Annotated in this window: 21 protein-coding genes and 2 pseudogenes; 10 read left to right on the top strand and 13 right to left on the bottom strand. The window is 33.8% G+C overall.

Annotated features, from left to right (window positions below; genetic code table 11):
• Window positions 1–21: 21 nt before the first annotated feature.
• From EKL97_RS05300 to glf, 6 genes are read right to left on the bottom strand one after another with little or no spacing between them, the layout of a single operon-like run.
• Entirely contained in the window at window positions 22–1,044 is a 1,023-nt protein-coding gene (locus tag EKL97_RS05300) for a COX15/CtaA family protein (RefSeq protein WP_126568366.1), read from the bottom strand.
• A gap of 51 nt (window positions 1,045–1,095) precedes the next feature.
• Complete coding sequence (locus tag EKL97_RS05295) at window positions 1,096–2,517, bottom strand: CCA tRNA nucleotidyltransferase (RefSeq protein ID WP_126460441.1); 1,422 nt, start codon at window positions 2,515–2,517, stop codon at window positions 1,096–1,098.
• Window positions 2,518–2,541: 24 nt separating this feature from the next.
• Window positions 2,542–2,925, bottom strand: a complete 384-nt coding sequence (locus tag EKL97_RS05290) for a GxxExxY protein (RefSeq protein WP_126554421.1) — start codon at window positions 2,923–2,925, stop codon at window positions 2,542–2,544.
• Between the two features lie 39 nt (window positions 2,926–2,964).
• The gene (locus tag EKL97_RS05285) at window positions 2,965–3,558 is read right to left on the bottom strand and encodes an L-threonylcarbamoyladenylate synthase (protein WP_126554423.1); all 594 of its coding nucleotides are present in this window, start codon (window positions 3,556–3,558) and stop codon (window positions 2,965–2,967) included.
• Window positions 3,559–3,560: 2 nt separating this feature from the next.
• Window positions 3,561–4,325: a DUF4422 domain-containing protein gene (locus tag EKL97_RS05280; protein ID WP_126568364.1), complete on the bottom strand. Its 765-nt coding sequence runs from the start codon at window positions 4,323–4,325 to the stop codon at window positions 3,561–3,563.
• The gene (gene glf / locus EKL97_RS05275) at window positions 4,318–5,430 is read right to left on the bottom strand and encodes a UDP-galactopyranose mutase (protein ID WP_126554425.1); all 1,113 of its coding nucleotides are present in this window, start codon (window positions 5,428–5,430) and stop codon (window positions 4,318–4,320) included. The genes EKL97_RS05280 and glf overlap by 8 nt, the downstream gene beginning before the upstream one ends.
• Before the next feature lie 54 nt (window positions 5,431–5,484).
• Here glf and EKL97_RS05270 point away from each other — a divergent pair, with 54 nt between their 5' ends.
• Together EKL97_RS05270 and EKL97_RS05265 are read left to right on the top strand one after the other, a co-directional pair.
• Complete coding sequence (locus EKL97_RS05270; protein WP_233588552.1) at window positions 5,485–6,351, top strand: hypothetical protein; 867 nt, start codon at window positions 5,485–5,487, stop codon at window positions 6,349–6,351.
• Window positions 6,352–6,428: 77 nt separating this feature from the next.
• A complete protein-coding gene (locus EKL97_RS05265) occupies window positions 6,429–7,166 on the top strand; it encodes a lipopolysaccharide kinase InaA family protein (protein WP_370275742.1) in 738 nt (245 codons plus the stop codon).
• On the opposite strand, the gene EKL97_RS05260 is transcribed toward EKL97_RS05265, so the two are convergent.
• The 4 genes from EKL97_RS05260 to EKL97_RS05245 are packed head-to-tail and all read right to left on the bottom strand — an operon-like array spanning window position 7,149 to window position 10,888.
• Window positions 7,149–7,940, bottom strand: coding sequence for a glycosyltransferase family 2 protein (locus EKL97_RS05260; RefSeq protein WP_126460470.1), 792 nt, complete (start codon window positions 7,938–7,940; stop codon window positions 7,149–7,151). The genes EKL97_RS05265 and EKL97_RS05260 overlap by 18 nt on opposite strands.
• A 31-nt stretch (window positions 7,941–7,971) precedes the next feature.
• A complete protein-coding gene (locus EKL97_RS05255) occupies window positions 7,972–9,036 on the bottom strand; it encodes a glycosyltransferase family 9 protein (protein WP_233579278.1) in 1,065 nt (354 codons plus the stop codon).
• Between the two features lie 19 nt (window positions 9,037–9,055).
• Window positions 9,056–10,036 carry a glycosyltransferase gene (locus EKL97_RS05250; protein WP_126561899.1) on the bottom strand — a complete coding sequence of 327 codons (981 nt, stop codon included), beginning with the start codon at window positions 10,034–10,036 and terminating at the stop codon, window positions 9,056–9,058.
• A gap of 36 nt (window positions 10,037–10,072) precedes the next feature.
• Window positions 10,073–10,888 carry a 2,3,4,5-tetrahydropyridine-2,6-dicarboxylate N-succinyltransferase gene (locus EKL97_RS05245; protein ID WP_126460476.1) on the bottom strand — a complete coding sequence of 272 codons (816 nt, stop codon included), beginning with the start codon at window positions 10,886–10,888 and terminating at the stop codon, window positions 10,073–10,075.
• Window positions 10,889–10,987: 99 nt separating this feature from the next.
• Here EKL97_RS05245 and EKL97_RS05240 point away from each other — a divergent pair, with 99 nt between their 5' ends.
• From EKL97_RS05240 to EKL97_RS05220, 4 genes are all read left to right on the top strand, one after another.
• Window positions 10,988–11,221, top strand: coding sequence for a hypothetical protein (locus tag EKL97_RS05240; protein ID WP_126460479.1), 234 nt, complete (start codon window positions 10,988–10,990; stop codon window positions 11,219–11,221).
• A complete protein-coding gene (locus EKL97_RS05235; protein ID WP_126568361.1) occupies window positions 11,211–11,492 on the top strand; it encodes a type II toxin-antitoxin system RelE/ParE family toxin in 282 nt (93 codons plus the stop codon). Before EKL97_RS05240 ends, EKL97_RS05235 begins: the two co-directional genes overlap by 11 nt.
• Window positions 11,493–11,807: 315 nt before the next feature.
• Window positions 11,808–12,224 (top strand): Holliday junction resolvase RuvX, encoded by a 417-nt coding sequence (gene ruvX, locus EKL97_RS05225; RefSeq protein WP_126568359.1) that lies wholly within the window; start codon window positions 11,808–11,810, stop codon window positions 12,222–12,224.
• Between the two features lie 118 nt (window positions 12,225–12,342).
• A complete protein-coding gene (locus EKL97_RS05220) occupies window positions 12,343–13,839 on the top strand; it encodes a malate:quinone oxidoreductase (RefSeq protein ID WP_126568358.1) in 1,497 nt (498 codons plus the stop codon).
• Between the two features lie 64 nt (window positions 13,840–13,903).
• Here the strand turns inward: EKL97_RS05220 and EKL97_RS05215 are convergent, their stop codons facing one another.
• On the bottom strand, window positions 13,904–16,117 hold the full coding sequence (locus tag EKL97_RS05215) for an FUSC family protein (protein ID WP_126568356.1): 2,214 nt from the start codon (window positions 16,115–16,117) through the stop codon (window positions 13,904–13,906).
• 195 nt (window positions 16,118–16,312) lie between these two features.
• Between EKL97_RS05215 and def the strand changes: the two genes are divergently transcribed.
• The 4 genes from def to EKL97_RS05195 all read left to right on the top strand — a co-directional run bounded on the left by def (window position 16,313) and on the right by EKL97_RS05195 (window position 19,882).
• Window positions 16,313–16,900: a peptide deformylase gene (def, locus tag EKL97_RS05210; RefSeq protein ID WP_126563930.1), complete on the top strand. Its 588-nt coding sequence runs from the start codon at window positions 16,313–16,315 to the stop codon at window positions 16,898–16,900.
• Between the two features lie 86 nt (window positions 16,901–16,986).
• Window positions 16,987–17,469, top strand: coding sequence for a DUF5606 domain-containing protein (locus EKL97_RS05205; protein WP_126568354.1), 483 nt, complete (start codon window positions 16,987–16,989; stop codon window positions 17,467–17,469).
• Window positions 17,470–17,550: 81 nt separating this feature from the next.
• Window positions 17,551–18,333 carry a nucleoside triphosphate pyrophosphohydrolase gene (gene mazG, locus EKL97_RS05200; protein WP_126568353.1) on the top strand — a complete coding sequence of 261 codons (783 nt, stop codon included), beginning with the start codon at window positions 17,551–17,553 and terminating at the stop codon, window positions 18,331–18,333.
• A gap of 100 nt (window positions 18,334–18,433) precedes the next feature.
• Window positions 18,434–19,882 (top strand): APC family permease, encoded by a 1,449-nt coding sequence (locus EKL97_RS05195; RefSeq protein WP_126568351.1) that lies wholly within the window; start codon window positions 18,434–18,436, stop codon window positions 19,880–19,882.
• An 11-nt stretch (window positions 19,883–19,893) separates the two neighbouring features.
• Here the strand turns inward: EKL97_RS05195 and EKL97_RS05190 are convergent.
• Together EKL97_RS05190 and EKL97_RS05185 are read right to left on the bottom strand one after the other, a co-directional pair.
• Window positions 19,894–20,431: pseudogene (locus EKL97_RS05190) on the bottom strand (Crp/Fnr family transcriptional regulator).
• 13 nt (window positions 20,432–20,444) lie between these two features.
• Window positions 20,445–20,634, bottom strand: a pseudogene (locus tag EKL97_RS05185) (coproporphyrinogen III oxidase); the annotation flags it as partial.
• Between the last annotated feature and the right edge of the window lie 32 nt (window positions 20,635–20,666).

Raw genomic sequence — 20,666 nt, 5'->3', positions numbered from 1 at the left:
ACCGTGGGTTATGTTTATTTCTTATTTTGATAATCGGTGTAAAGTGAATGTCATTGCCGTTAATAAAAAGAAAGCCATCACTTGATGTAGTAATCCCAACCAAAGTGGGACACTGTAAAGCAGAGTAAGGATACCTAATGCAAATTGCAAGAAGACAATCAACACCAATATATTGATTCCTTTTTTCTGAAGTGAGGAAAGAGTGTATTTTCTGCTTGTAAAATAAAGAGCAAGAATTAATCCTACCACGACATACGCCATAGTTCGATGTACGAACTGAACGCCGCTTTTTCCTTCGATAAGATTTAAAAACAAGGTGCTTTTTTCTATAAAGACACTCTCGTGAATGAATTGACCATCACTCATCAGCGGCCAATGATTGTGAATCAAACCCGCATTTAAACCCGCAACAAACCCGCCATAAATGATTTGGATAACTAGAAAAATTAATGCGACACGCGCAAGATTTCGTAATGGAGGTATAGCTGTCGCTTTGTTTGGGTAGATTAAATCCAAAGCTACCCAGAGTGTGTAAGCAAACGTTATAAAGGCAAATGTAAGGTGTAATGCCAATCTAAAATGACTTACATCCGGATTGTCGATTAATCCGCTACGTACCATAAACCAACCCAGAAATCCTTGAAAACCACCCATGAATAGTAGAACAACACATTTTTTTATAGTCTCTGTCGAAAGACGTTTCTTGAACAAGAAGTATATAAAAGGAAGGATAAACGCTAAACCTATTATTCTCCCTATAAAACGGTGAAACCATTCCCAGAAATAAATGAATTTGTAATCACTTAATGTAAAATCATTGTGGATGTTTATTTTTTGGTACTCCGGAAATTTTTTATATTCTTCAAAAGCGTGTGACCATTTTTCTGCTGTTAAAGGAGGAAAAGTATCAGTTACTAAATGCCAGTCGGTCATTGATAAACCGGAATTGGTCAATCGGGTAATTCCTCCCACTACAACCATCATAAACAATAATAAGCATCCTGATAACAACCAAATGATAACGTAATTATTCTCTTTTTTCATTGTTTGAAATTAATTTTTGCAAAGATATTTGAAATGTAATTAATTGTTAATTCAACAAGCGTTAATCTTTAATCCGATTTTTGCGGCTCTTTTTAGCATAAATTGAAAAGCAGCTTCATATTCATTTGGAATTTCTCCTTCTAAAATGGCTTCTTTTATGGCTTCTTTCAGCATTCCGATTTCTTTTGAAGGCTTTAAGTTAAATTTTTCCATAATTTCTTCACCTGATATTGGTGGCTGGAAATTACGTACCTGATCCCGTTCTTCGACTTCTACAATTTTCTGGCGGACGATTTCAAAATTATTGTGGTATTTCTTGAATTTATTTGGATTCTTCGTTGTGATATCCGCTTCGCATAGTGTCATTAAATTCTCAACGTCTTCGCCAGCGTCAAAAACCAAACGGCGCACTGCAGAATCCGTTACCGTATCTTGGGATAAAACAATCGGTCGTGAACTCATCATGACCATTTTTTGCACAAATTTCATTTTTTGATTCAGCGGCATGTGCAAACGTTCAAATATCTTTTTTGCCATTTTGCCACCAAGAAATTCATGTCCGTGAAAGGTCCAGCCTTGTTTTTTAGTAAAACGTTTCGTTGGTGCTTTACCTATGTCGTGCAATAATGCTGACCAGCGCAACCAAACATCATCAGTATGCGGACAAATATTATCGACAACTTCCAGCGTGTGATAAAAGTTATTTTTATGGGTATGGCCTTCAATTTCTTCCACTTGATTCAGAGCAGTCAATTCTGGAAGAATAATATCTAAAAGTCCAGTTTTGAACAATAGCAAGAATCCTACGGAGGGTTTGTCTGTCGAAAGTATTTTATTCAATTCATCGACAATTCGTTCTCCGGAAATAATTTTGATTCGTTCCGCATTTTTGGTTATCGAATTCAGCGAATCTTCTTCGATTTCAAATCCCAATTGGTTTGCAAAACGAATCCCTCTCAACATGCGCAAAGGATCGTCAGAAAAAGTAATATCCGGATCCAAAGGGGTTCTGATTATTTTGTTTTTTAAATCTTCCAATCCGTTAAAAGGATCGGAGAGTTCTCCAAAATTAGCGGTGTTCAAAGATAAAGCCAGTGCATTTATGGTGAAATCACGACGGTTTTGGTCGTCTTCTAAGGTGCCGTTTTCTACAACTGGATTCCTGCTTTCAAAATTATAGGATTCTTTTCTGGCTCCAACAAATTCAATTTCGGTGTCTTCAAAACGCAGCATCGCTGTTCCGTAAGTTTTGAAAACCTGAACTTTTGGTTTGTTAGGAAGCAGTTGTGACACTTTTAAAGCCAATTCAATTCCGCTGCCCACGGCAACAATATCAATGTCTTTTTTAAAGTCTCTCTTCAAAAGTAAATCTCTTACGAAACCACCAATCACATAACTGTCAACGCTAAGTTCTTGAGAAGCTTGAGAAATTACTTCGAATATTTTGTTATGTAAGGCTGTTTTGTAGTTCATTTTTTATTACCGCAAATTCGCTAATTATTTTTTGGTATCAACGATACGTTTGTATTCTAAAGAGGTCAAGTTAAAATTAACCAATATTGCAAGTTTGTTTCCAGAAATTTTTAAATAATTTAAACACTGATTGTAATGACTATTGTTAAAACATTCGACAGTTTTTATTTCAAGAATTATTTTGTCATGGATAATAAAATCTGCATAAAATTTATGTTTTAAAATGGAATTTTTATAACTAACAGAATATTCTTTTTCCCTCTCATAGTGAATATTATTTTCGTTAAATTCAAATTCTAAGGCATCTTTATAAACTATTTCAGAGAAACCTTTACCAAGATTTTTGTGTACTTCATACAGGAGTCCAACAATTTTATAACATTCATCTTTATAAATTAAATCATCCATTTTTAAAATTGAATTAGCGAATTAGCGGTAAAAAAACAATTATTTCCGAATCACTTTTACCTGAGAATCACTTGTCAATTTTATAATTGTAGATGGTTTTCCGGCAATTTTTTCGCGATGCAAATTTACAACATAGTCCACGCCTTTTATAATTTCAGGACTGATTTCTTTGAAACTTTTTGGAGTAGGTTGTCCGGAGATATTTGCTGATGTGGAAACCAACGGTTTTTTCATTTTTTCCATCAATTTAAAACAAAAAGGTTCCTTTACAAGTCTAATTCCTAGTGAGTTGTCAGCTGCGATTAAATTGGGTGCTACGTTTCGTGGTTTGTCCAGAATTAAAGTGGTTGGGTTTTGATTTGCCAGTTCACTATCGGTCAGGTCAGAGAAATCCATAATTTGCCAGGCTACTTCCGGAATGTCTTTGAATACATTGTAAATCATTTTATCGCCATTCATCAAAACAATCATGCTTTGGGTTTCGGCTCTTTTCTTGAGTTTGTAAATTTTAGCGACAGCCTCTGGATTTGTGGCGTCACAACCAATTCCCCATACGGTATCAGTGGGGTAGAGGATGATTCCTCCATTTTTTATGACTTCGTAAGCATTGTGTATTTCTTGGTTGATATCCATGATTATAGATCGATTATTTTATAAGTGGGAATTGCTTTGATTTTTAATTTATTATGATAAACATAAAGATTAATTAATCTTTCAGATATAAACCCGAAAATTCGTGCTTGATAGTCATCCTTGGGAATACTGACTTTAGATTCCAATTCAAATAGAATAGAAAAAAGCCAGGTGTAATAATCATCCCAAATTTTCTTGGAACAAATCATCATATTTGCTACATGAAACAGTCGACCTTCGTCTAAATGGGTTACAATACTTTCTTTGTATTGCGGGTACTTCTCACTAATTATTTTTTTTGTTAAATCCCAATCTTCTTTTCGGTGATCTTCACAGTAGTTTTGAGTCAGTGTAGTATTTTTAAATTTATATGGTTTACAAAGAATTACATCGTACTCCGAGAGTATTTTAATGATTTTTTTTTCTAAAATTTCTCCATCAGTTTTAACTAATTTTGTTTTTTTAAAATCATCAATCTTAATTTTTTTTTGAGCGGAAGGTTGGGAATTATAAAAGGGATTGAAAAAATTAAAATACCTCCTGTAATGACAGATTCCAACGTATTCAACATCCGTAATATTTTTCCAAATCCAATAAGAAGCAGTTAATTCACAGTAGTTTTTGTTTTTATTAGCAATGTTATCGAGCGTGTTGTCTCGCAAAATATTTGTTGCAATGTCTACATTTTCGCCGACTTGTATCGGGATATGCAATTCGTTAAATAAAATAGGGGTCTCTTTATGTGTAACTGTAAAAATTTTAACCATTTTCTAGTTCTTTTTTAGATTTAATTAATGCGGATGCAATTATTTGGTGCATGTCGTAATATTTGTATTCTGCCAATCTGCCTCCGAAAATTACATTATTAAGGGTTTCGGAAAGCTTTTTATAATTGAGATATATCGCTTGATTTTTTTCGTCATTAATAGGATAATAAGCCTCTTTTTCGGACGTCCAATTTTCAGGATATTCTTTTGTCACTACAGTTTTCTTTTGGTTGCCAAATTCAAAATGTTTATGCTCTACGATCCTCGTATGTTGATATTCAATGTCATTATAGTTAATGCCTGCATTTCCTTGAAAATTCTCGGTATCCAGAATTTGTGTTTCAAATCGCAACGAGCGATATTCTAGTTTTCCAAACCGGTAATCAAAATATTCGTCAATTTTTCCCGTGAAAACAATTTTTGTTGCGATATTTTCAAAGTACTCTTTGTTTTCGAAATAATCTGTATCAAGTTTCACTTCAATGTTTTCCAATAAATTTTCTATAATTTTATTGTAACCTCCAATGGGGATTCCTTGGTAGCGATCGTTAAAATAATTATTGTCAAAAGTAAATCTAACGGGAAGTCTTTTAATGATGAAAGCAGGCAGTTCGGTGGCCTTTCTACCCCATTGCTTTTCAGTATACCCTTTGATCAAGGTTTCGTATATGTCTTTTCCCACCAATGAAAGTGCTTGTTCTTCGAGGTTTTTAGGGTTGTCGCTTCCAAATTCCTTAATTTGATGCTCAATTTTATTTTTTGCTTCAGCCGGCGTTTTGGTTCCCCATAGCTGATAAAAGGTATTCATGTTAAAAGGTAGATTATAAAGTTTACCCTTTGAAAGCGATAGAGGCGAATATACGAAATGATTAAAATTCACGAATTGATTTACATAATCCCATATTTTCTTGTCATTGGTATGAAAAATATGCGGGCCATATTTGTGGACATTTATCCCTTCAATATTTTCACAATAAATATTTCCTCCGGTGTGTTTTCTTTTATCTAAAATCAAACACTTTTTACCCGCTTTTGTTGCCTCATGCGCAAAAACACTACCGAAAAGACCTGATCCTACTATTAAATAATCATATTCTTTTTTCATTCAACAAAAATAGATATTTAATACTAAATTGCAACAAATTTCAAATTGATGTTTATGTTAGGAAAAATACAAGTGGGTTATTTAGTCTCGTACGATTATGAACTATTAAAAAATTCGATACCAACAATATACAAAGAATCTAATACTATTTTTTTAGCTATTGATAAGGAACGAAAAACATGGAACGGTGAATTTTTTACTATTGATGATACTTTTTTTGAATGGATTGATGCATTTGATGTTGAAAATAAAATTGTTATATATGAAGATGATTTTTACGTGTCAAGTTTAACTACAATGGAATGCGAGGTTAGAGAAAGAAAAATGCTTTCTGATAAAATGGGAATAGGAAATTGGTTAATTCAAATTGATGCAGATGAATACTTTTTAGATTTTTCAGGTTTTATAAATGATCTTAGGAAGTATGATTCTTTTTTGAAAAACCCAAAAGAAAATCCTGTTCAAATAGGTTGTTTTTTAACTCACTTGTACAAATACACTAATGAAGGAATATTGTATGTTGAAAATCTTACAAGAGTTTTACTTGCTACAAACTATCCAAATTACAAAGTAGGCAGAAAGACAAAAGCAAGAGTGATTTATACTAATAAAATCCTTTTGCATGAATGTTTATCGAGAACCCAAGACCAATTAGCTTTCAAATTAAAAAATTGGGGCCATAATGTACAAATTAATAACTCTTTCTTTGAAAAATGGAAATTAGTAAATCAAGAAAATTATAAAACATTTAAAGATTTTTATTATATAGAAGCTGATACATGGAAGACTTTAGGTTATTTTCCTACAAAAAACATAGATGAAATTAAAAACTATGTTAGTAATAATAAAGTACTTAGAATTTCATCACTTTATCTTTTTTTTAAAAATTTCGGACAATGGTTTAAGTATTTAGCTAAATAATATTTTTGCTTTTATTAAAACAATCGACTAATCTTATAATAAAACAATTGAAAAGAACTATAATTTTTAATACGTCATTGATAACCAATCAAAAGGTGTTAATTGATATCATTGAAAGCTTCAATTCAAAAGGAATTCTTTTTGGTGACGGAGTGCGAAACAAAATAAAACTTTTTGAATTAGAAGGGAAAACGATAAATATCAAATCTTTCAAAACCCCAAATCTGATCAATAAAATTGCCTACAAATATTTCAGAAAATCTAAAGCCAGACGTTCTTTCGAATATGCAGCTATTTTATTAGAAAAGGGAATTGGTACGCCACAACCTATAGCTTGTGCTGAAAATTTCACTTTGTTGGGATTACAAGAAAGTTTTTATATCAGTGAGCATCTTCAGGCAGAGTTAACTTTCAGAGAATTAGTGCTGCAACCTGATTATCCGGATCATGAGAATATCTTGCGGCAGTTTACCCGATTTACATTTGATTTACATCAAAAAGGAATTGAGTTTTTAGATCATTCTCCAGGAAATACTTTGATTAAAAAAGCAGATGATGGAAGCTATAGTTTCTACCTAGTTGATTTAAATAGAATGAATTTCCATCAGTTTATGGACTTCGAGCTACGCATGAAAAATTTCAACAGGCTTACGCCAAAAAAAGAAATGCTGGCAATAATGAGTGATGAATATGCCAAACTTTACAATAAGAAATACGATGAAGTTTTTGTAAAAATGTGCTTTTATACCAACGATTTTCAAATGAAATTTCATAGAAAAATTGCTCGTAAAAAGAAATTATTGTTTTGGAGATAACTGTTGTTGTCTTTTCCAAAGTTGTTCTAATTCTTGATATCGGATGTGAATTGAATTGGCGTTTAAATAGCAAATAATCAAACCTTTTTTTCCGTCAAGAAATCCTAATCGGATAATGTAATTGAACAAAAAATTATAAGCAGGATGTAAAAAATGTAATAAAACCGAAGGCTTTTGCTTTTTTAAAAACTTCTCCTGTGCTTTGAATTCTCCGTACCGAATCGTTTTCGATTTATACGCTTGAAAATTAGCATAGGAATAATGAATCAGTTTGTTTTTTAGAACACCTATTTTTCCATTTACTTTTAATTTTTCATGAACAAGCCGGTCTGTGTTATATTCAGCTTGATTTTTATTAAAAAGCCTAAATATTTTATCATTCTGATTCCCGCTGAAATGCAATACTTTGCCTTCAAACATAAAAGTTCTATAGAAAAGAAAAGCCGAAAAGGTTTCATTGGTTTTTATTGTGGCTATAATTTCATTCTTTAATGCAGGAGTCAGTCTTTCATCTGCATCCAAAAATAAAATCCAGTCATTTTTTGCATGTAAAATAGCAAAGTTCCTTTGAGAAGAATAGTTTTCGAATTTATTTTGAATGAAAGTGACTTTTTCAAATGATTTACAAATAGCTTCTGTTTTATCGGTACTGAATGAATCGACAACAATAATTTCATCAGCAAAATCTAAATCAACCAAAAGTGGCTTAATTTGATTTTCCTCGTTTAATGTAATTATTAAAACTGAAATGTTCGTGTTGTGATTGTATTTCATTAATTTTTGAATGTTTTACAAAAATAGAATATTATTCTAAATGTGTTTCCAAGAAAGTATGTAAAGCAGGAATAATCAACTCGGGAGTAAACTCTTTGTAAAACGCAATGGTTTCTTTTTTTATGATTTTAGCCGTTTTGCCTTCAAACAAATCAGGTTTAAACTCTTGTAAATGCAGAGAAACATGATTAATTCCATCTTCAAATGTGGCCCATCCTTTTTTGTCAATCCAAGGCGAAAAAATAATAAAAGAGGGTTTTTCTAATGCTTTTGCCATATTTATTGCCCCGCCATCGTTGCCAATTATCATATCACAATGATTCATGATGGCGATAAACTCTCGAATGTTTTTTCCTAAGAGGGAGAAATAAATTTTTTGTCTAGTACTTTCTTTACACCCATTGTAAATTGTTTTTGCATCTTCAATTTGCTTTGGAAAATAATTAAAAAGAATATTCACATCTTCCTTATCTGCAATAAAATCGACTAATTGAGACATATATTCCAACGAATAGGTTTTGTCTGGACTGCTTCCAATTATGCTGACCATAACTGTTTTTTTAGATTGGTCTATACCGTGAGATTCAAAAAGTGAACTAGCAAAATCATTCTCTACTTTTGTGACATAAATTCTGGGAAATGTTTCTAATTCAATATCCAGATGCAAAGGATTTAGCAATGCTAATCGCTGTTCAATTATTAAACCTAAATTGGTATTGGTCGTTTTTTTTCTAATCACCGTATCCGTATAAAGAAAGTCTCTTCCTTTTTTCCAATACGATATTTTTTGTTTTGCACCCGATAACAATACGACAAGCCAGCTTTCTAATTTGGAATACGCATCTATAATAATATCATATTTTTCAGTTCGAATGGATTTCAATAATTTAAAATATTCCCATTTGCTTTTTTGATGTTTTTCCTGGAAAAGGATGAGATTATCGAAACTTGTATTTCCTTGTAAAACAGCAATGGTAGATTCGTAAACCATATAATCAATTTGCGCTTTTGGGTAGGCTTTGCGCAAATTATTGCATAATATGGAGCTTACTAAAACATCTCCAATCATTTTTTGTTGAATTACAAGTATTTTCATTTGAAGTAAATTTGAAAAGTTATGCTTTTGTTTTCAAGTAATTCATTGCACGAGGACTAATCCAGGTTTGTTTTCGTAGGACATTTAAATAATAAATGGATAAATTTTTAAGCATCAATCGATTCACTTTCAATTTTGGAATAAAAAATAAAAACACGCTTAAAAGCGACAAAAATAGTTTCTCACTAAGAACTCCTAAAATTAATAATGTATGTAAATAGAGTTGTATTCCTGTTGAAAATTGATTGCTGATGTACACGTGTTTTGAGATGATCACTTCTGTTTTCGTGAGTGCTTTTGTCTTTACGTTTAATCGGGATGCACCACCATGTTGATGGAAAATAGTAGCTTTTCGGGTAACGGCAACTTTTCCATCCGTATCAGAAATTTTTTTACAAAGTGCAACATCTTCAAAATAAAGCCAAAAATCTTCATTCCAGCCTTGAATTTTGTTAAACCATTCTCGGCTTATGAAAATGACCGCTCCGGTAACCCAATCTGGATAAAACAACTCATTGTTGTTATTAAAACGTTTTTCTAATTTTGCCTTATTCAGTTTTCTAAAAATAGATCTTGACACTCCGAAAAATCGTCCTAAAGCCGGAAATAAATTGTTTTGTTTGTAAAAAACTTCGTTTTCGTTTATTTGTAAACAGGATAAAATTCCAATTTCTGGATGGGAAACAGCCGTTTCTAAAAGAGTTTCAAGGGCTTCAAGAGTAAGTTTTGTATCTGGATTTAAAAAAAGGAAATGGTTTCCCGTAGCAATGCTTGCACCAAAGTTGCAACCATTTGAGAAACCATTATTACCAGTGTTTTCTATAAATGTAAACTTGGAATATTTTTGTTTAAAAATGTTGAATTGTCCGTCATTCGAAAAATTATCAACAATGATGACTTCGAATGAGAATGTTTTCGAAATAATTGTATCAATGGATTCTAAACATTCGTCTAAGGCTTTCCAACCACGGTAATTGACAATAATTATTGAAATATCCAATAGGTCTTTTTATAAAGATTTTTAAACGAATACGGATTAAACCGCTACGTCATATTCACGTAAAGCATTATTCAATGATGTTTTTAAATCAGTTGAAGGTTTACGAGTTCCAATGATTAAAGCACAAGGAACCTGGAAGTCTCCTGCTGGAAATTTCTTAGTGTAACTTCCTGGAATCACAACGGAACGGGCAGGAACATATCCCTTCATTTCAACGGGAGTTTCTCCGGTTACATCAATAATTTTTGTGGAGGCAGTCAGGCAAACATTGGCACCAAGTACAGCTTCTTTCCCAACATGTACCCCTTCAACTACGATACATCGGGAACCAATGAAAGCGCCGTCTTCAATAATTACAGGAGCCGCTTGCAAAGGTTCAAGTACGCCACCAATACCAACGCCACCGCTTAAGTGTACGTTTTTACCTATTTGAGCACAACTACCTACGGTTGCCCATGTGTCTACCATAGTTCCTTCGTCTACATAAGCACCAATGTTTACATAACTTGGCATCAAGATAACACCACTGGAAATATAAGCACCGTAACGCGCTACTGCGTTAGGAACAACACGAATTCCTTTCTCGGCATAGCCTCTTTTCAATAACATTTTGTCATGGTATTCGAAAATTCCAGACTCTAATGTTTCCATTTTTTGAATAGGGAAATACATTACTACTGCTTTTTTTACCCATTCGTTTACTTGCCATCCCTCTCCAACTGGTTCAGCAACACGTAATTTTCCGGTATCTAATAATTCAATAACTGCTCTGATAGCATCAGTTGTTGTAGTTTCTTGTAACAAAGCACGGTTTTCCCAAGCTTGTTCTATAATCGGCTGTAATGGATTCATTTTTGATAGATTTTTGACAAAGATAGGGTTTTTAACTAAAAGCAAAAAGTCAAATTAATTTGAAAATGTTATATATTTGTACTTTAAATTGTAGGTACTATGGAAACCATTAGATTAGAATTTCAACCCGAAATCAAAGCCAAAATTCTGGAGTTATTGAGTTCCTTTTCATCAGATGAACTTACAATAGTTCAGGAAAGGTCAATTTTTGAAGAAGAAAAAAGAATGCTTCAGTCCAGGATTGATAAGATTGATAATGGTACTGCTGTATATTCTACTTTTGAGGAATTGGATATTTTGCTGGAAAAAACGATATCAAAATATGAGGATTAAATTAACTATCGAATTTAATCATGATTTAGATGATATAATTGATTCCATTTCAAAAGACAAACTGCTTACTGCAAGAAAATTTAAAATTGCATTGATAAAAAAAATAAAAAAAGAGATGCAGCAGCCTTTTCTTTTCAAAAAATCAATTTATTTTGATAATGAAAACACAAGAGATTATGTTTTTAAAGGTTATACAATCGTTTTTAAAGTTGATGTTGCACACGAAACTGTTTTAGTTGTCGCAATTTTGAAACATAGGAATTCGTTTTAAGTAAAAATAGTATGGAAACCATTAGATTAGAATTTCAACCCGAAATCAAAGCCAAAATTCTGGAGTTATTGAGTTTCTTTTCATCAGATGAACTTACAATAGTAAATAGTACAGGAAGATGAGGCGTTTACTAGAAATAAAAAAAATTAGACGCTTCACTAGAAAAAAATCATAATGGTACTGCAAAACTTTATACAATATACTAAGTTGATGCCTATCTTGATAAAGTGATTTCAAAGTATGAAAATTAATTATTCTGATTTTTTTTATGGATTTAGCCGATTAAGCTCAATATGTTTGTAAAACTTCTTATAAATGCCTAGAATTCTCTCCATAGACTACGGTCAAAAACGAACCGGAATAGCGGTTACTGATGAAATGCAAATTATAGCTTCGGGTTTAACCACAATCCCATCGGCAACTGCAATTGCTTTTTTGAAGGATTATTTTGCTAAAGAAAAAGTAGAAGTCGTTCTTATTGGTGAACCCAAACAAATGAATGGCGAACCCTCAGAAAGTGCATCGATCATTAAAGGATTTGTCACGCACTTTACCAATCATTTTCCGGAGATGAAAGTCATTCGGGTTGATGAACGGTTTACTTCAAAAATGGCTTTTCAATCCATGATAGATAGCGGCATGAGTAAGAAACAGCGTCAAAACAAAGCACTTATTGACGAAATATCGGCCACGATTATGCTTCAGGACTATTTGACCAGGAAAAAATTTTAAAATCAGTGTAAAAAAGCTATTTTTTTGCTAAAACGGTTTGATAAATGTAACTTTTGAGGTAAAATTTATGCTTTTTTTTGTGAATATATCATTTACCTTTGCACTTTAAAATCTAGTTATGCCTGACACAACCATACGTACAAATAGTGAAGTAGTTCTTATTGGAGCTGGAATTATGAGCGCCACGCTGGGCTTAATCCTAAAAGAACTGCAACCGGATATAAAAATTGAAATTTACGAACGATTAGATAGAGCGGCGGCTGAAAGCTCTGATGCATGGAATAATGCAGGAACTGGACATGCTGCTTTTTGTGAACTCAATTACACTCCCGTAGGACCTGATGGAAGCATCAGCCCAAAAAAAGCGATCAGTATCGCGGAGTCTTTCGAAGTTTCCAGACAGTTCTGGGCATATCTCGTTCAAGAAAACAGAGTTCCTTCTCCTGAAAATTTTATTAAAAGCATTCCCCACATAAGTTTTGTATGGGGAGAAAAAAATGTTGCTTATCTTAAAAAAAGATTTGACGCGTTGCATTTGAATCCTCTTTTTAAGCAAATGGTTTTTAGTACTGATTTTGCACAATTAAAAGAATGGATGCCGCTGGTTATGGAAGGGAGATCAGAAACCGAAAAAGTGGCCGCCAGTTCAATGGCAATTGGGACAGATGTAAATTTTGGAGAATTGACCCGAAGTATTTTTGGTTATTTAGCAAAACTAGATGGGGTTACCATTCATTATAACCACGAAGTTCAAAAATTAAAACAACGAGAAGATAAGTTATGGCGCATAAAAATCACTGATTTAGCTTCCGGTCAAAAGAGAAAAACATACTCTAACTTTGTTTTCATTGGTGCTGGGGGTGGTTCCTTGCCATTATTAGAAAAAGCAAATGTGCCCGAAGGCAAAGGCTATGGCGGCTTCCCAGTGAGCGGACAATGGCTAAAATGCACAAATCCGGAAGTGATTGCAAAACATCAGGCTAAAGTATATGGTAAGGCAAGCGTGGGAGCACCACCAATGTCTGTACCACATATTGATTCCCGAATGATAAATGGAGAAAAGCAATTGCTTTTTGGTCCTTTTGCGGGTTTTTCGACTCGGTTTTTAAAAAATGGCTCCTATTCAGATTTACCTTTATCGATAAAATCAGATAATATTATTCCAATGTTAGCCGCAGGTATTAAGAATATACCCCTTACCAAATATTTAATTGAGCAAGTGCGCCAATCCCCTAAAGACCGAATTAATGCGTTAAGAGAATATGTTCCCAAGGCACGATCCAAAGACTGGAAAATTGAACGTGCCGGACAACGGGTACAAGTGATAAAAAAAGACGAAAAAGAAGGAGGCATACTGGAGTTTGGTACCGAAGTAATTACCACTGCAGATGGATCTTTATCCGTTTTGCTGGGGGCTTCTCCAGGTGCTTCAACAGCAGTTTCTATTATGATAGATTTGATAGGAAGATGTTTCAAAGAGGAAATTAAAACGGCGGAGTGGCAGGAGAAGTTAAAAATCATGATTCCTTCTTATGGTCGAAATCTCAATGAAGATCCAATTTTATTACAGAAAATCAGAAAAGAAACGGCTGCCGTCCTAAAACTGAATAATTAGAAAGTCAGCACAAAAATAAAAAGAGTTTGAATTAGATAGGAATCTGGTTCAAGCGCTTTTCTTGTTAAGATTCCTTTAATGCTGTTGTGGTTTTTAAAATAGTTTCGGATAAACTGGTCAGCCAGATTAATTGTTCTATTACCAATTGTGCTTCTTGCATTTTCAATTGAAAAGCCTTTTCATCAATAGGAATTCCTGCTTTCAATTCTCGGGCACGTATATTTTTCAATTCGGTAAAACGTAGCGCTAAATCCTCTTTGGGAAGGTTTTCTTTTAGCTTGAAATCATTTTCCTTCAAAAGTGCAATAGCCTCATCCAGATTTCTAATCACAGTATCCACCACCACATTGAATGCTTCAGATGCGGAGGTTGTTTTATGGGATTGAATGTAAGTTCCTAAAGACGCTAATGAGGAGAGAAGAGAGTGATTTAATACCGTTAGTTTATAGACTTTAGGCAGCTGTTTTTGTTTTGATTTAGGCTCTTGTGCCATTCTCTGAAAAGAAGCCATTAAATTCCCAATCTCGATGAAAGCATTTTTACGAGCCAAGCGGTACGATGTAGAAACGGTTCCTTTTTTATTATAAAAAATTGAAATTTCCTTCAGGTAATTTTGATTGGCATTGATGGATTTTTCTAAATGCATGGGCATGTTTAAAAATTCCCAAGAAGGCCATAAAAAATGATTGGCCAAAAAAGCAAGACCGGCACCTACAATGGTGTCCAGTATTCTAAATTGAACAAGATCCCCTATGTTAGGAGTCACAATTCCATAAATAAAAACAACATACATGGTTACAAATGTGGCACTGACTTTGTAATTTGTTTGGGTAAAAGAGAATCCTAAAAGCAAGCAAAGAATAGAAAGAATACTGATTATAATGTTGTCTTTGACAAAGAAAAGAATTCCAAAGGCAATTAATCCACCTAAAACAGTACCTAGAATTCTATGAAAAGAACGTTGTTTAGTCAAGCCGTAACCGGGTCGCATGATAACGATAATAGTCAATAAAATCCAGTATACATTATGAAAAGGCAGTATTTTTCCAATAATAAAACCAACTAATAGCGCTATTGTTAATCGTAAGGAATGCCTGAAAATAGTGGAGGAAAAACTCAGATTCTCTGTCAAAGTACGCCACGGATAATACTGCGGCGTTAAGAATTTTTCTAAATCGGTATCGATTCCTGTAAAATCCTGTAAATTAACAATTGAGGTAAAAGCACGTTCTACAATTTTTATTTTCTCGACTTGCTTTTCCGCATATTCCAGCATAGTGGTAAGCATAAAAACGCCTTCTGAGGCAGAATTTTTCCCTAAATCTTTTTCATAATCAGTGATCGCCAGCTGTAAGGCGTTCAAATCGTTTAGCAATGTGTGTTTTGGAATATAATTCGTTCGTTTTTTTACACTTTCAGATAATTGTTTTAAACTTGCGGCCAGATTGTAGGCTAAGTTTTGATACGTCAGCAAGACCCTTGGATGATTGTCGAATTTTCGGTGCAATTTATCATGGTCAAATGACGTAGACAATGCCACTTCAAGGATTTCTACCATTGCTATAAATACAAGCAACATTTTTCGATTTTGATTAGAAGAACCTGCGCTGATATGGCTGTTAATCAATACTTCTCTTATGTTTTGATGAATTGTGTTCAACTCGACCTGAAGGTTTAACTGCTTTTCAATAATTGCTTTTTTATCTGCATCTATGGTCCATAAATCTCCTCTTAGCTTCAAATATTTAGACGTAAGTTTGATGCATTCAGCAATTTGTAATTCGATGTAGCGATGTGGCCTGATATAGTGAAAAGTAAGTGAAACAACGAGATAGAATAATCCTCCTGCTAGAATCAAACCGGAATGTTGTACCATAGCCCAACCGGTATTTATATCAGAAAATGTCAAGGAGAGTGAAATCAGGGAGGAGAAAGAAACCATTGTAGCTCGTTGTCCGTAAACGGATAACATGGATGTCAGGAAAACTAACAGGGCTAAAAAAGGATAAAAAATCCAAGAATACGGATAAATTATATTTACTAGCAAATTCACACCAGCAACAAGAATGGTGGCAACAAGAATCCCGTTGACTTTATGTTTCAGACTACTTGGAATGTCACTGGGATAAGTAAAAAAGGCTCCAAGAGCTATTGTAAAACCTACTTCGAATTTGCCAAAAAAAGAAAACAGCACCACCGGAATCACAGTGGCGATAGTTACTTTTAGGGCATTAGTGAAATACGTCGTATCGGTAAATTTTTGGATTTTATGAATCATACAATTGTATTGCTTGCAAAGGTAAGGATTGTAGGAATTTTTCAAAGGAATACTATCGGTCTTTTAACCTAAATTTTAAATAGTGATGAATTATCATTAGAGCATTATTCATTGGCTATTTTTTTACTATTTTTGCAGACCGAATTAAAAGAGAACTTATTTCGATTTTAATAGCTAATATTTAATACAACACGAATGATTTTACCAATTATAGGATATGGTGATCCAGTTTTAAGAAAAATAGGGGAAGTTCTCTCACCAGAACATCCAAACTTGAAAGAAACGATTGCCAATATGTATGAAACAATGTATAATGCCTATGGTGTGGGTCTTGCTGCACCACAAGTAGGATTAGCGCTTCGTTTATTTGTAATCGACACGACTCCTTTTAGCGACGATGAGGAATTAGAAGATGCAGAACAAAAAGAATTAAAAGGATTCAAAAAAACCTTTATCAATGCAAAAATGATACAAGAAGAAGGTGAAGAATGGAGTTTTAATGAAGGCTGTCTGAGTATTCCGGATGTCAGAGAGGATGTTTATAGAAATCCAACCATAACAATTGAGTATTGCGAAGAGGATTTTGTAATGAAAACCGAAGTTTTTGACGGATTAATCGCCAGAGTAATCCAACATGAATACGATCATATTGAAGGAATTTTATTCACCGATAAAATTTCATCATTAAAAAAACGATTGATTCAAAAGAAACTGAAAAACATTTTAGAGGGAAAAACATTCCAAGACTACCGAATGAAATTCTTTGCCAAAAAAGGAAGATAAAACAGCTTTTTAACTTCGCTTGGTATGATTTTTGGTTTCAAATAAAAATAAATAAGTCAAATTCTTAATAATAATTCCACAATAACATGAATTTAGAAAAAATATTAGCCATTTCTGGGAAACCAGGTTTATATGTATTGAAAGTGCAAACAAGAACCGGATTTGTAGCAGAATCATTAGCGGATGGAAAAAAAATCACCGTAAACTTGAAAAGCAATGTAAGCTTACTATCGGAAATTTCAATTTATACCTATGAAGGCGAAAAACCTTTAGCTGAAATCATGCAAAAAATTGCTGATAAAGAAAGCAAAGGTGCGGCAATATCCCATAAAGAAGACAACACTACATTGATGGCTTATTTCAAAGAAGTTTTACCTGATTATGATGAAGAAAGAGTATATCCTTCTGATATCAAAAAAGTGCTGAACTGGTATAATATGCTTCAAGCAAAAGGACTTGTTACTGATGAAGCTCCTGCTGCTGCAGTGACAGAAGAGGTTACAGCCGAAGAAACTCCAGTAGCGGAAGTTAACGCTCCTGCTAAAAAAGCAAAAGCTAAAAAAGAATAATCATATTTTAAAATACTATTTAATCCTGTTCAGTTGTTTTTCTGAACAGGATTTTTTTATTTTTACCAAAAACTATCCCTAATGAATTCAAGACAAAACCAACTGCAAGCTTTCGAACGAGTATTAGATATTATGGATGATTTGCGTGAAAAATGTCCTTGGGACAAAAAGCAAACTATGCAAACCTTGCGCCATCTTACCATTGAAGAAACCTATGAATTAGGCGATGCTATTTTAGACAATGATTTGAACGAAGTCAAAAAAGAATTGGGTGATTTGTTGTTGCATATTGTTTTTTATGCCAAAATAGGAAGCGAGACGAACGATTTTGACATTGCTGATGTGTGTAATGAAATTTGTGAAAAGCTAATTCACCGTCATCCCCATATTTACAGTGATGTGGTGGTAAAAGACGAGGAAGAAGTGAAACAAAACTGGGAAAAACTAAAACTCAAAGAAGGCAGAAAGTCCGTTCTGGAAGGTGTTCCAAGAAGTTTACCCGCATTAGTAAAAGCAAGCCGAATCCAGGAGAAAGTAAAAGGAGTGGGTTTTGATTGGGAAGAATCGCATCAGGTTTGGGATAAGGTTCAAGAAGAATTAGACGAATTACACGTTGAGGTTGAAGCAGGAGATCAGGATAAAATTGAAGCCGAATTTGGGGATGTTTTATTTTCAATGATCAATTATGCCCGATTTTTAAATGTAAATCCAGAAGATGCTTTGGAACGAACCAATAAAAAATTTATCAAGCGCTTTCAATATTTGGAAAGTAAAGCAGGAGAATTGGGAAAACCTTTAATGGATATGACACTTGCTGAAATGGATGTTTTTTGGGAAGAAGCGAAGCGTCTTCCTAACAAATAGGAATTGGAAATCTATGATTTCCAAACACCTCAATTTTGGGAAGAAGCGAAGAAATTATAGTGTTCAAATTTTTAATATCCAATAAACAATTAAAATACCAATGTCAGAAAATAAAACCGAGTTAAAACGTTCTTTAGGATTAATTGATGCCACGAGTTTAGTTGCCGGTTCTATGATAGGATCCGGAATTTTCATTGTAACATCAGCCATGGCAAGAGATATTGGTTCTGCTGCCTGGTTATTAGTTATTTGGTTGGTAACGGGATTAATCACGGTTGCCGCGGCATTGAGTTATGGAGAATTGGCAGGAATGATGCCTAATGCGGGCGGACAATTTGTGTATATTCAACGCGCTTATGGGCGATTGGTTTCTTTCCTGTATGGTTGGACTGTTTTTACAGTAATTCAAACGGGAGTTATTGCGGCTATAGCGGTTACTTTTGCGAATTATGCCGCTATCTTCTTTCCTGTTTTAGATCAAACTCTTTTTAGGGTTGGTACTGGTTTTATTTTTTCGTATCAAAAAGTATTGGCTATTTTTAGTATAATCCTGTTAACCTACATCAATACCAAAGGAGTAGAAAGCGGAAAAACAGTTCAGTTGCTCTTTACTTCGGCAAAATTAATAGCGCTTTTTGCCTTGATAATTTTAGGATTATACGTGGGTCTGCAAACGGATGTTTTGTCCAATAATTTCGCAACTATGTGGGAAGCCAGCAAAACGGTAGTCAATCCTGATGGAACAATTACAGTAACAAAATTAGCAGGTATGGCTATTTTGGGAGCAGCAGGAGCTACCATTATTAATTCCTTATTTTCTAGTGATGCTTGGAATAATGTCACTTTCATTGCAGGGGAAATTAAAGAACCTAAAAAGAATATCCCCCGTAGTTTGTTTCTTGGAACCTTAATTGTTACTGTTATTTATGTTTTAGCAAATCTGGCGTACTTGGCTTTATTGCCAATGCAGGGAGCTCCAAACGCTGCTGATATTGCCAGTAACGGAATCATGTTTGCCAGTAATGATAGAGTAGGAGCGGCCGCAGCAAGTATGATTATGGGAAATGTAGGTGTTTTTGTAATGGCTGCATTGATTATGGTTTCTACTTTTGGATGCAACAGCGGATTGATTCTTTCGGGAGGACGATTATTTTTTGCTATGGCAAAAGACGGACTTTTTTTTAAACAGGCTACAGAACTGAATAAAAACCAGGTTCCGGCCAAAGCATTGTGGGTGCAATGCATTTGGGCTTGTATGCTTTGTGTTTCAGGAAAATTTGGGGACTTATTAACCTATGCTACTTTTGCGTCATTGTTGTTTTATATCCTGACTATTCTGGGAGTTTTCATTCTTAGAAAAAAAGAACCCAATGCCGATAGGCCTTATAAAGCGTTTGGATATCCGGTTGTACCCGCACTTTATATTGTGGTGACATCAGCCATTTGTCTGACTTTACTGATTTATGATACCTTCAATACGGGATTGGGATTGTGCATTGTGGCGTTAGGAATTCCGGTGTATTATTTTGTAATGAACAAGAAAGAGTAAAGCAAATGGAATTAATTAGCTAATTTTTTGAGTGAATTGATGTCTTTTTAAAACGATTTTTTTACCGGTTAATTCAATCAATCCTAGTTTTTTTAAATCCGAAAGTAAACGGATACAGCTTTCAGTGGCTGTTCCAATCATACTGGCTAGTTCATTTCTCTAAAGTTGTACTTTTAAGGAGTTATCTTCGTTTTTTCTAAAGGTGTGATGCAAATAGAGAAGCGTTCCGGCGAGTCTTCCCTTGACTGTTTTTTGGGCTAAATGCACCATGTGATCGTCGGCTTCTTTTAGATCACCGCAAATGCTTTTCATCACATTCATCGAAAACTGATTGTTCTTGCCAAAGCATCCCATCACTTCTGATTTTGGAATACAAATACCATCTTTTAGACAGTAAATACCATTTACATTCTCTCCCTCTTCAAATGTAACCGCTCCTTTTTTACTACTATGGGAGGTTTTACAATAAGAAAGTTTTAGTAATTCGTCTTTTGTTAAGGTTTTTAAAGAGCTAAATTATCTGACGAAACGTTGTTCGCATTTGCTCATATTCTTTGGTGTTAAAAGGCAAATGGATATACAAACTGATACCTTCAGAACGATTGCTCTCTGTGAAAGATTTCTTCAAAATTTCTTTAAAATTTCTTCAAAATTTCTTTTAAAAAATCAGTTTCATCCCAATACGGAACTGTAGGATAACTGGTGTATTTTGGTTCCGAAACATTGTATTTTTGTATTAAGGAATTTTTCATGGCAAAATCATTTATCGTTAGTCAAAAGTAAA

Source organism: Flavobacterium sp. LS1P28 (assembly GCF_003970335.1).
Lineage (GTDB): Bacteria > Bacteroidota > Bacteroidia > Flavobacteriales > Flavobacteriaceae > Flavobacterium.
Note: the sequence above shows the minus strand (reverse complement) of the source record. Positions and strands in the feature narration are given on the sequence as shown.

Coding starts and splice junctions, on each gene's coding strand:
- EKL97_RS05285 (WP_126554423.1), bottom strand. CDS start 3,558: ATGGATATCAACCAAGAAATACACAATGCTTACGAAGTCATAAAAAAT.
- EKL97_RS05240 (WP_126460479.1), top strand. CDS start 10,988: ATGGAAACCATTAGATTAGAATTTCAACCCGAAATCAAAGCCAAAATT.
- def (WP_126563930.1), top strand. CDS start 16,313: ATGATTTTACCAATTATAGGATATGGTGATCCAGTTTTAAGAAAAATA.
- EKL97_RS05300 (WP_126568366.1), bottom strand. CDS start 1,044: ATGAAAAAAGAGAATAATTACGTTATCATTTGGTTGTTATCAGGATGC.
- EKL97_RS05290 (WP_126554421.1), bottom strand. CDS start 2,925: ATGGATGATTTAATTTATAAAGATGAATGTTATAAAATTGTTGGACTC.
- EKL97_RS05220 (WP_126568358.1), top strand. CDS start 12,343: ATGCCTGACACAACCATACGTACAAATAGTGAAGTAGTTCTTATTGGA.
- glf (WP_126554425.1), bottom strand. CDS start 5,430: ATGAAAAAAGAATATGATTATTTAATAGTAGGATCAGGTCTTTTCGGT.
- ruvX (WP_126568359.1), top strand. CDS start 11,808: ATGCCTAGAATTCTCTCCATAGACTACGGTCAAAAACGAACCGGAATA.
- mazG (WP_126568353.1), top strand. CDS start 17,551: ATGAATTCAAGACAAAACCAACTGCAAGCTTTCGAACGAGTATTAGAT.
- EKL97_RS05205 (WP_126568354.1), top strand. CDS start 16,987: ATGAATTTAGAAAAAATATTAGCCATTTCTGGGAAACCAGGTTTATAT.
- EKL97_RS05195 (WP_126568351.1), top strand. CDS start 18,434: ATGTCAGAAAATAAAACCGAGTTAAAACGTTCTTTAGGATTAATTGAT.
- EKL97_RS05215 (WP_126568356.1), bottom strand. CDS start 16,117: ATGATTCATAAAATCCAAAAATTTACCGATACGACGTATTTCACTAAT.
- EKL97_RS05235 (WP_126568361.1), top strand. CDS start 11,211: ATGAGGATTAAATTAACTATCGAATTTAATCATGATTTAGATGATATA.
- EKL97_RS05260 (WP_126460470.1), bottom strand. CDS start 7,940: ATGAAATACAATCACAACACGAACATTTCAGTTTTAATAATTACATTA.
- EKL97_RS05255 (WP_233579278.1), bottom strand. CDS start 9,036: ATGAAAATACTTGTAATTCAACAAAAAATGATTGGAGATGTTTTAGTA.
- EKL97_RS05270 (WP_233588552.1), top strand. CDS start 5,485: ATGTTAGGAAAAATACAAGTGGGTTATTTAGTCTCGTACGATTATGAA.
- EKL97_RS05245 (WP_126460476.1), bottom strand. CDS start 10,888: ATGAATCCATTACAGCCGATTATAGAACAAGCTTGGGAAAACCGTGCT.
- EKL97_RS05280 (WP_126568364.1), bottom strand. CDS start 4,325: ATGGTTAAAATTTTTACAGTTACACATAAAGAGACCCCTATTTTATTT.
- EKL97_RS05295 (WP_126460441.1), bottom strand. CDS start 2,517: ATGAACTACAAAACAGCCTTACATAACAAAATATTCGAAGTAATTTCT.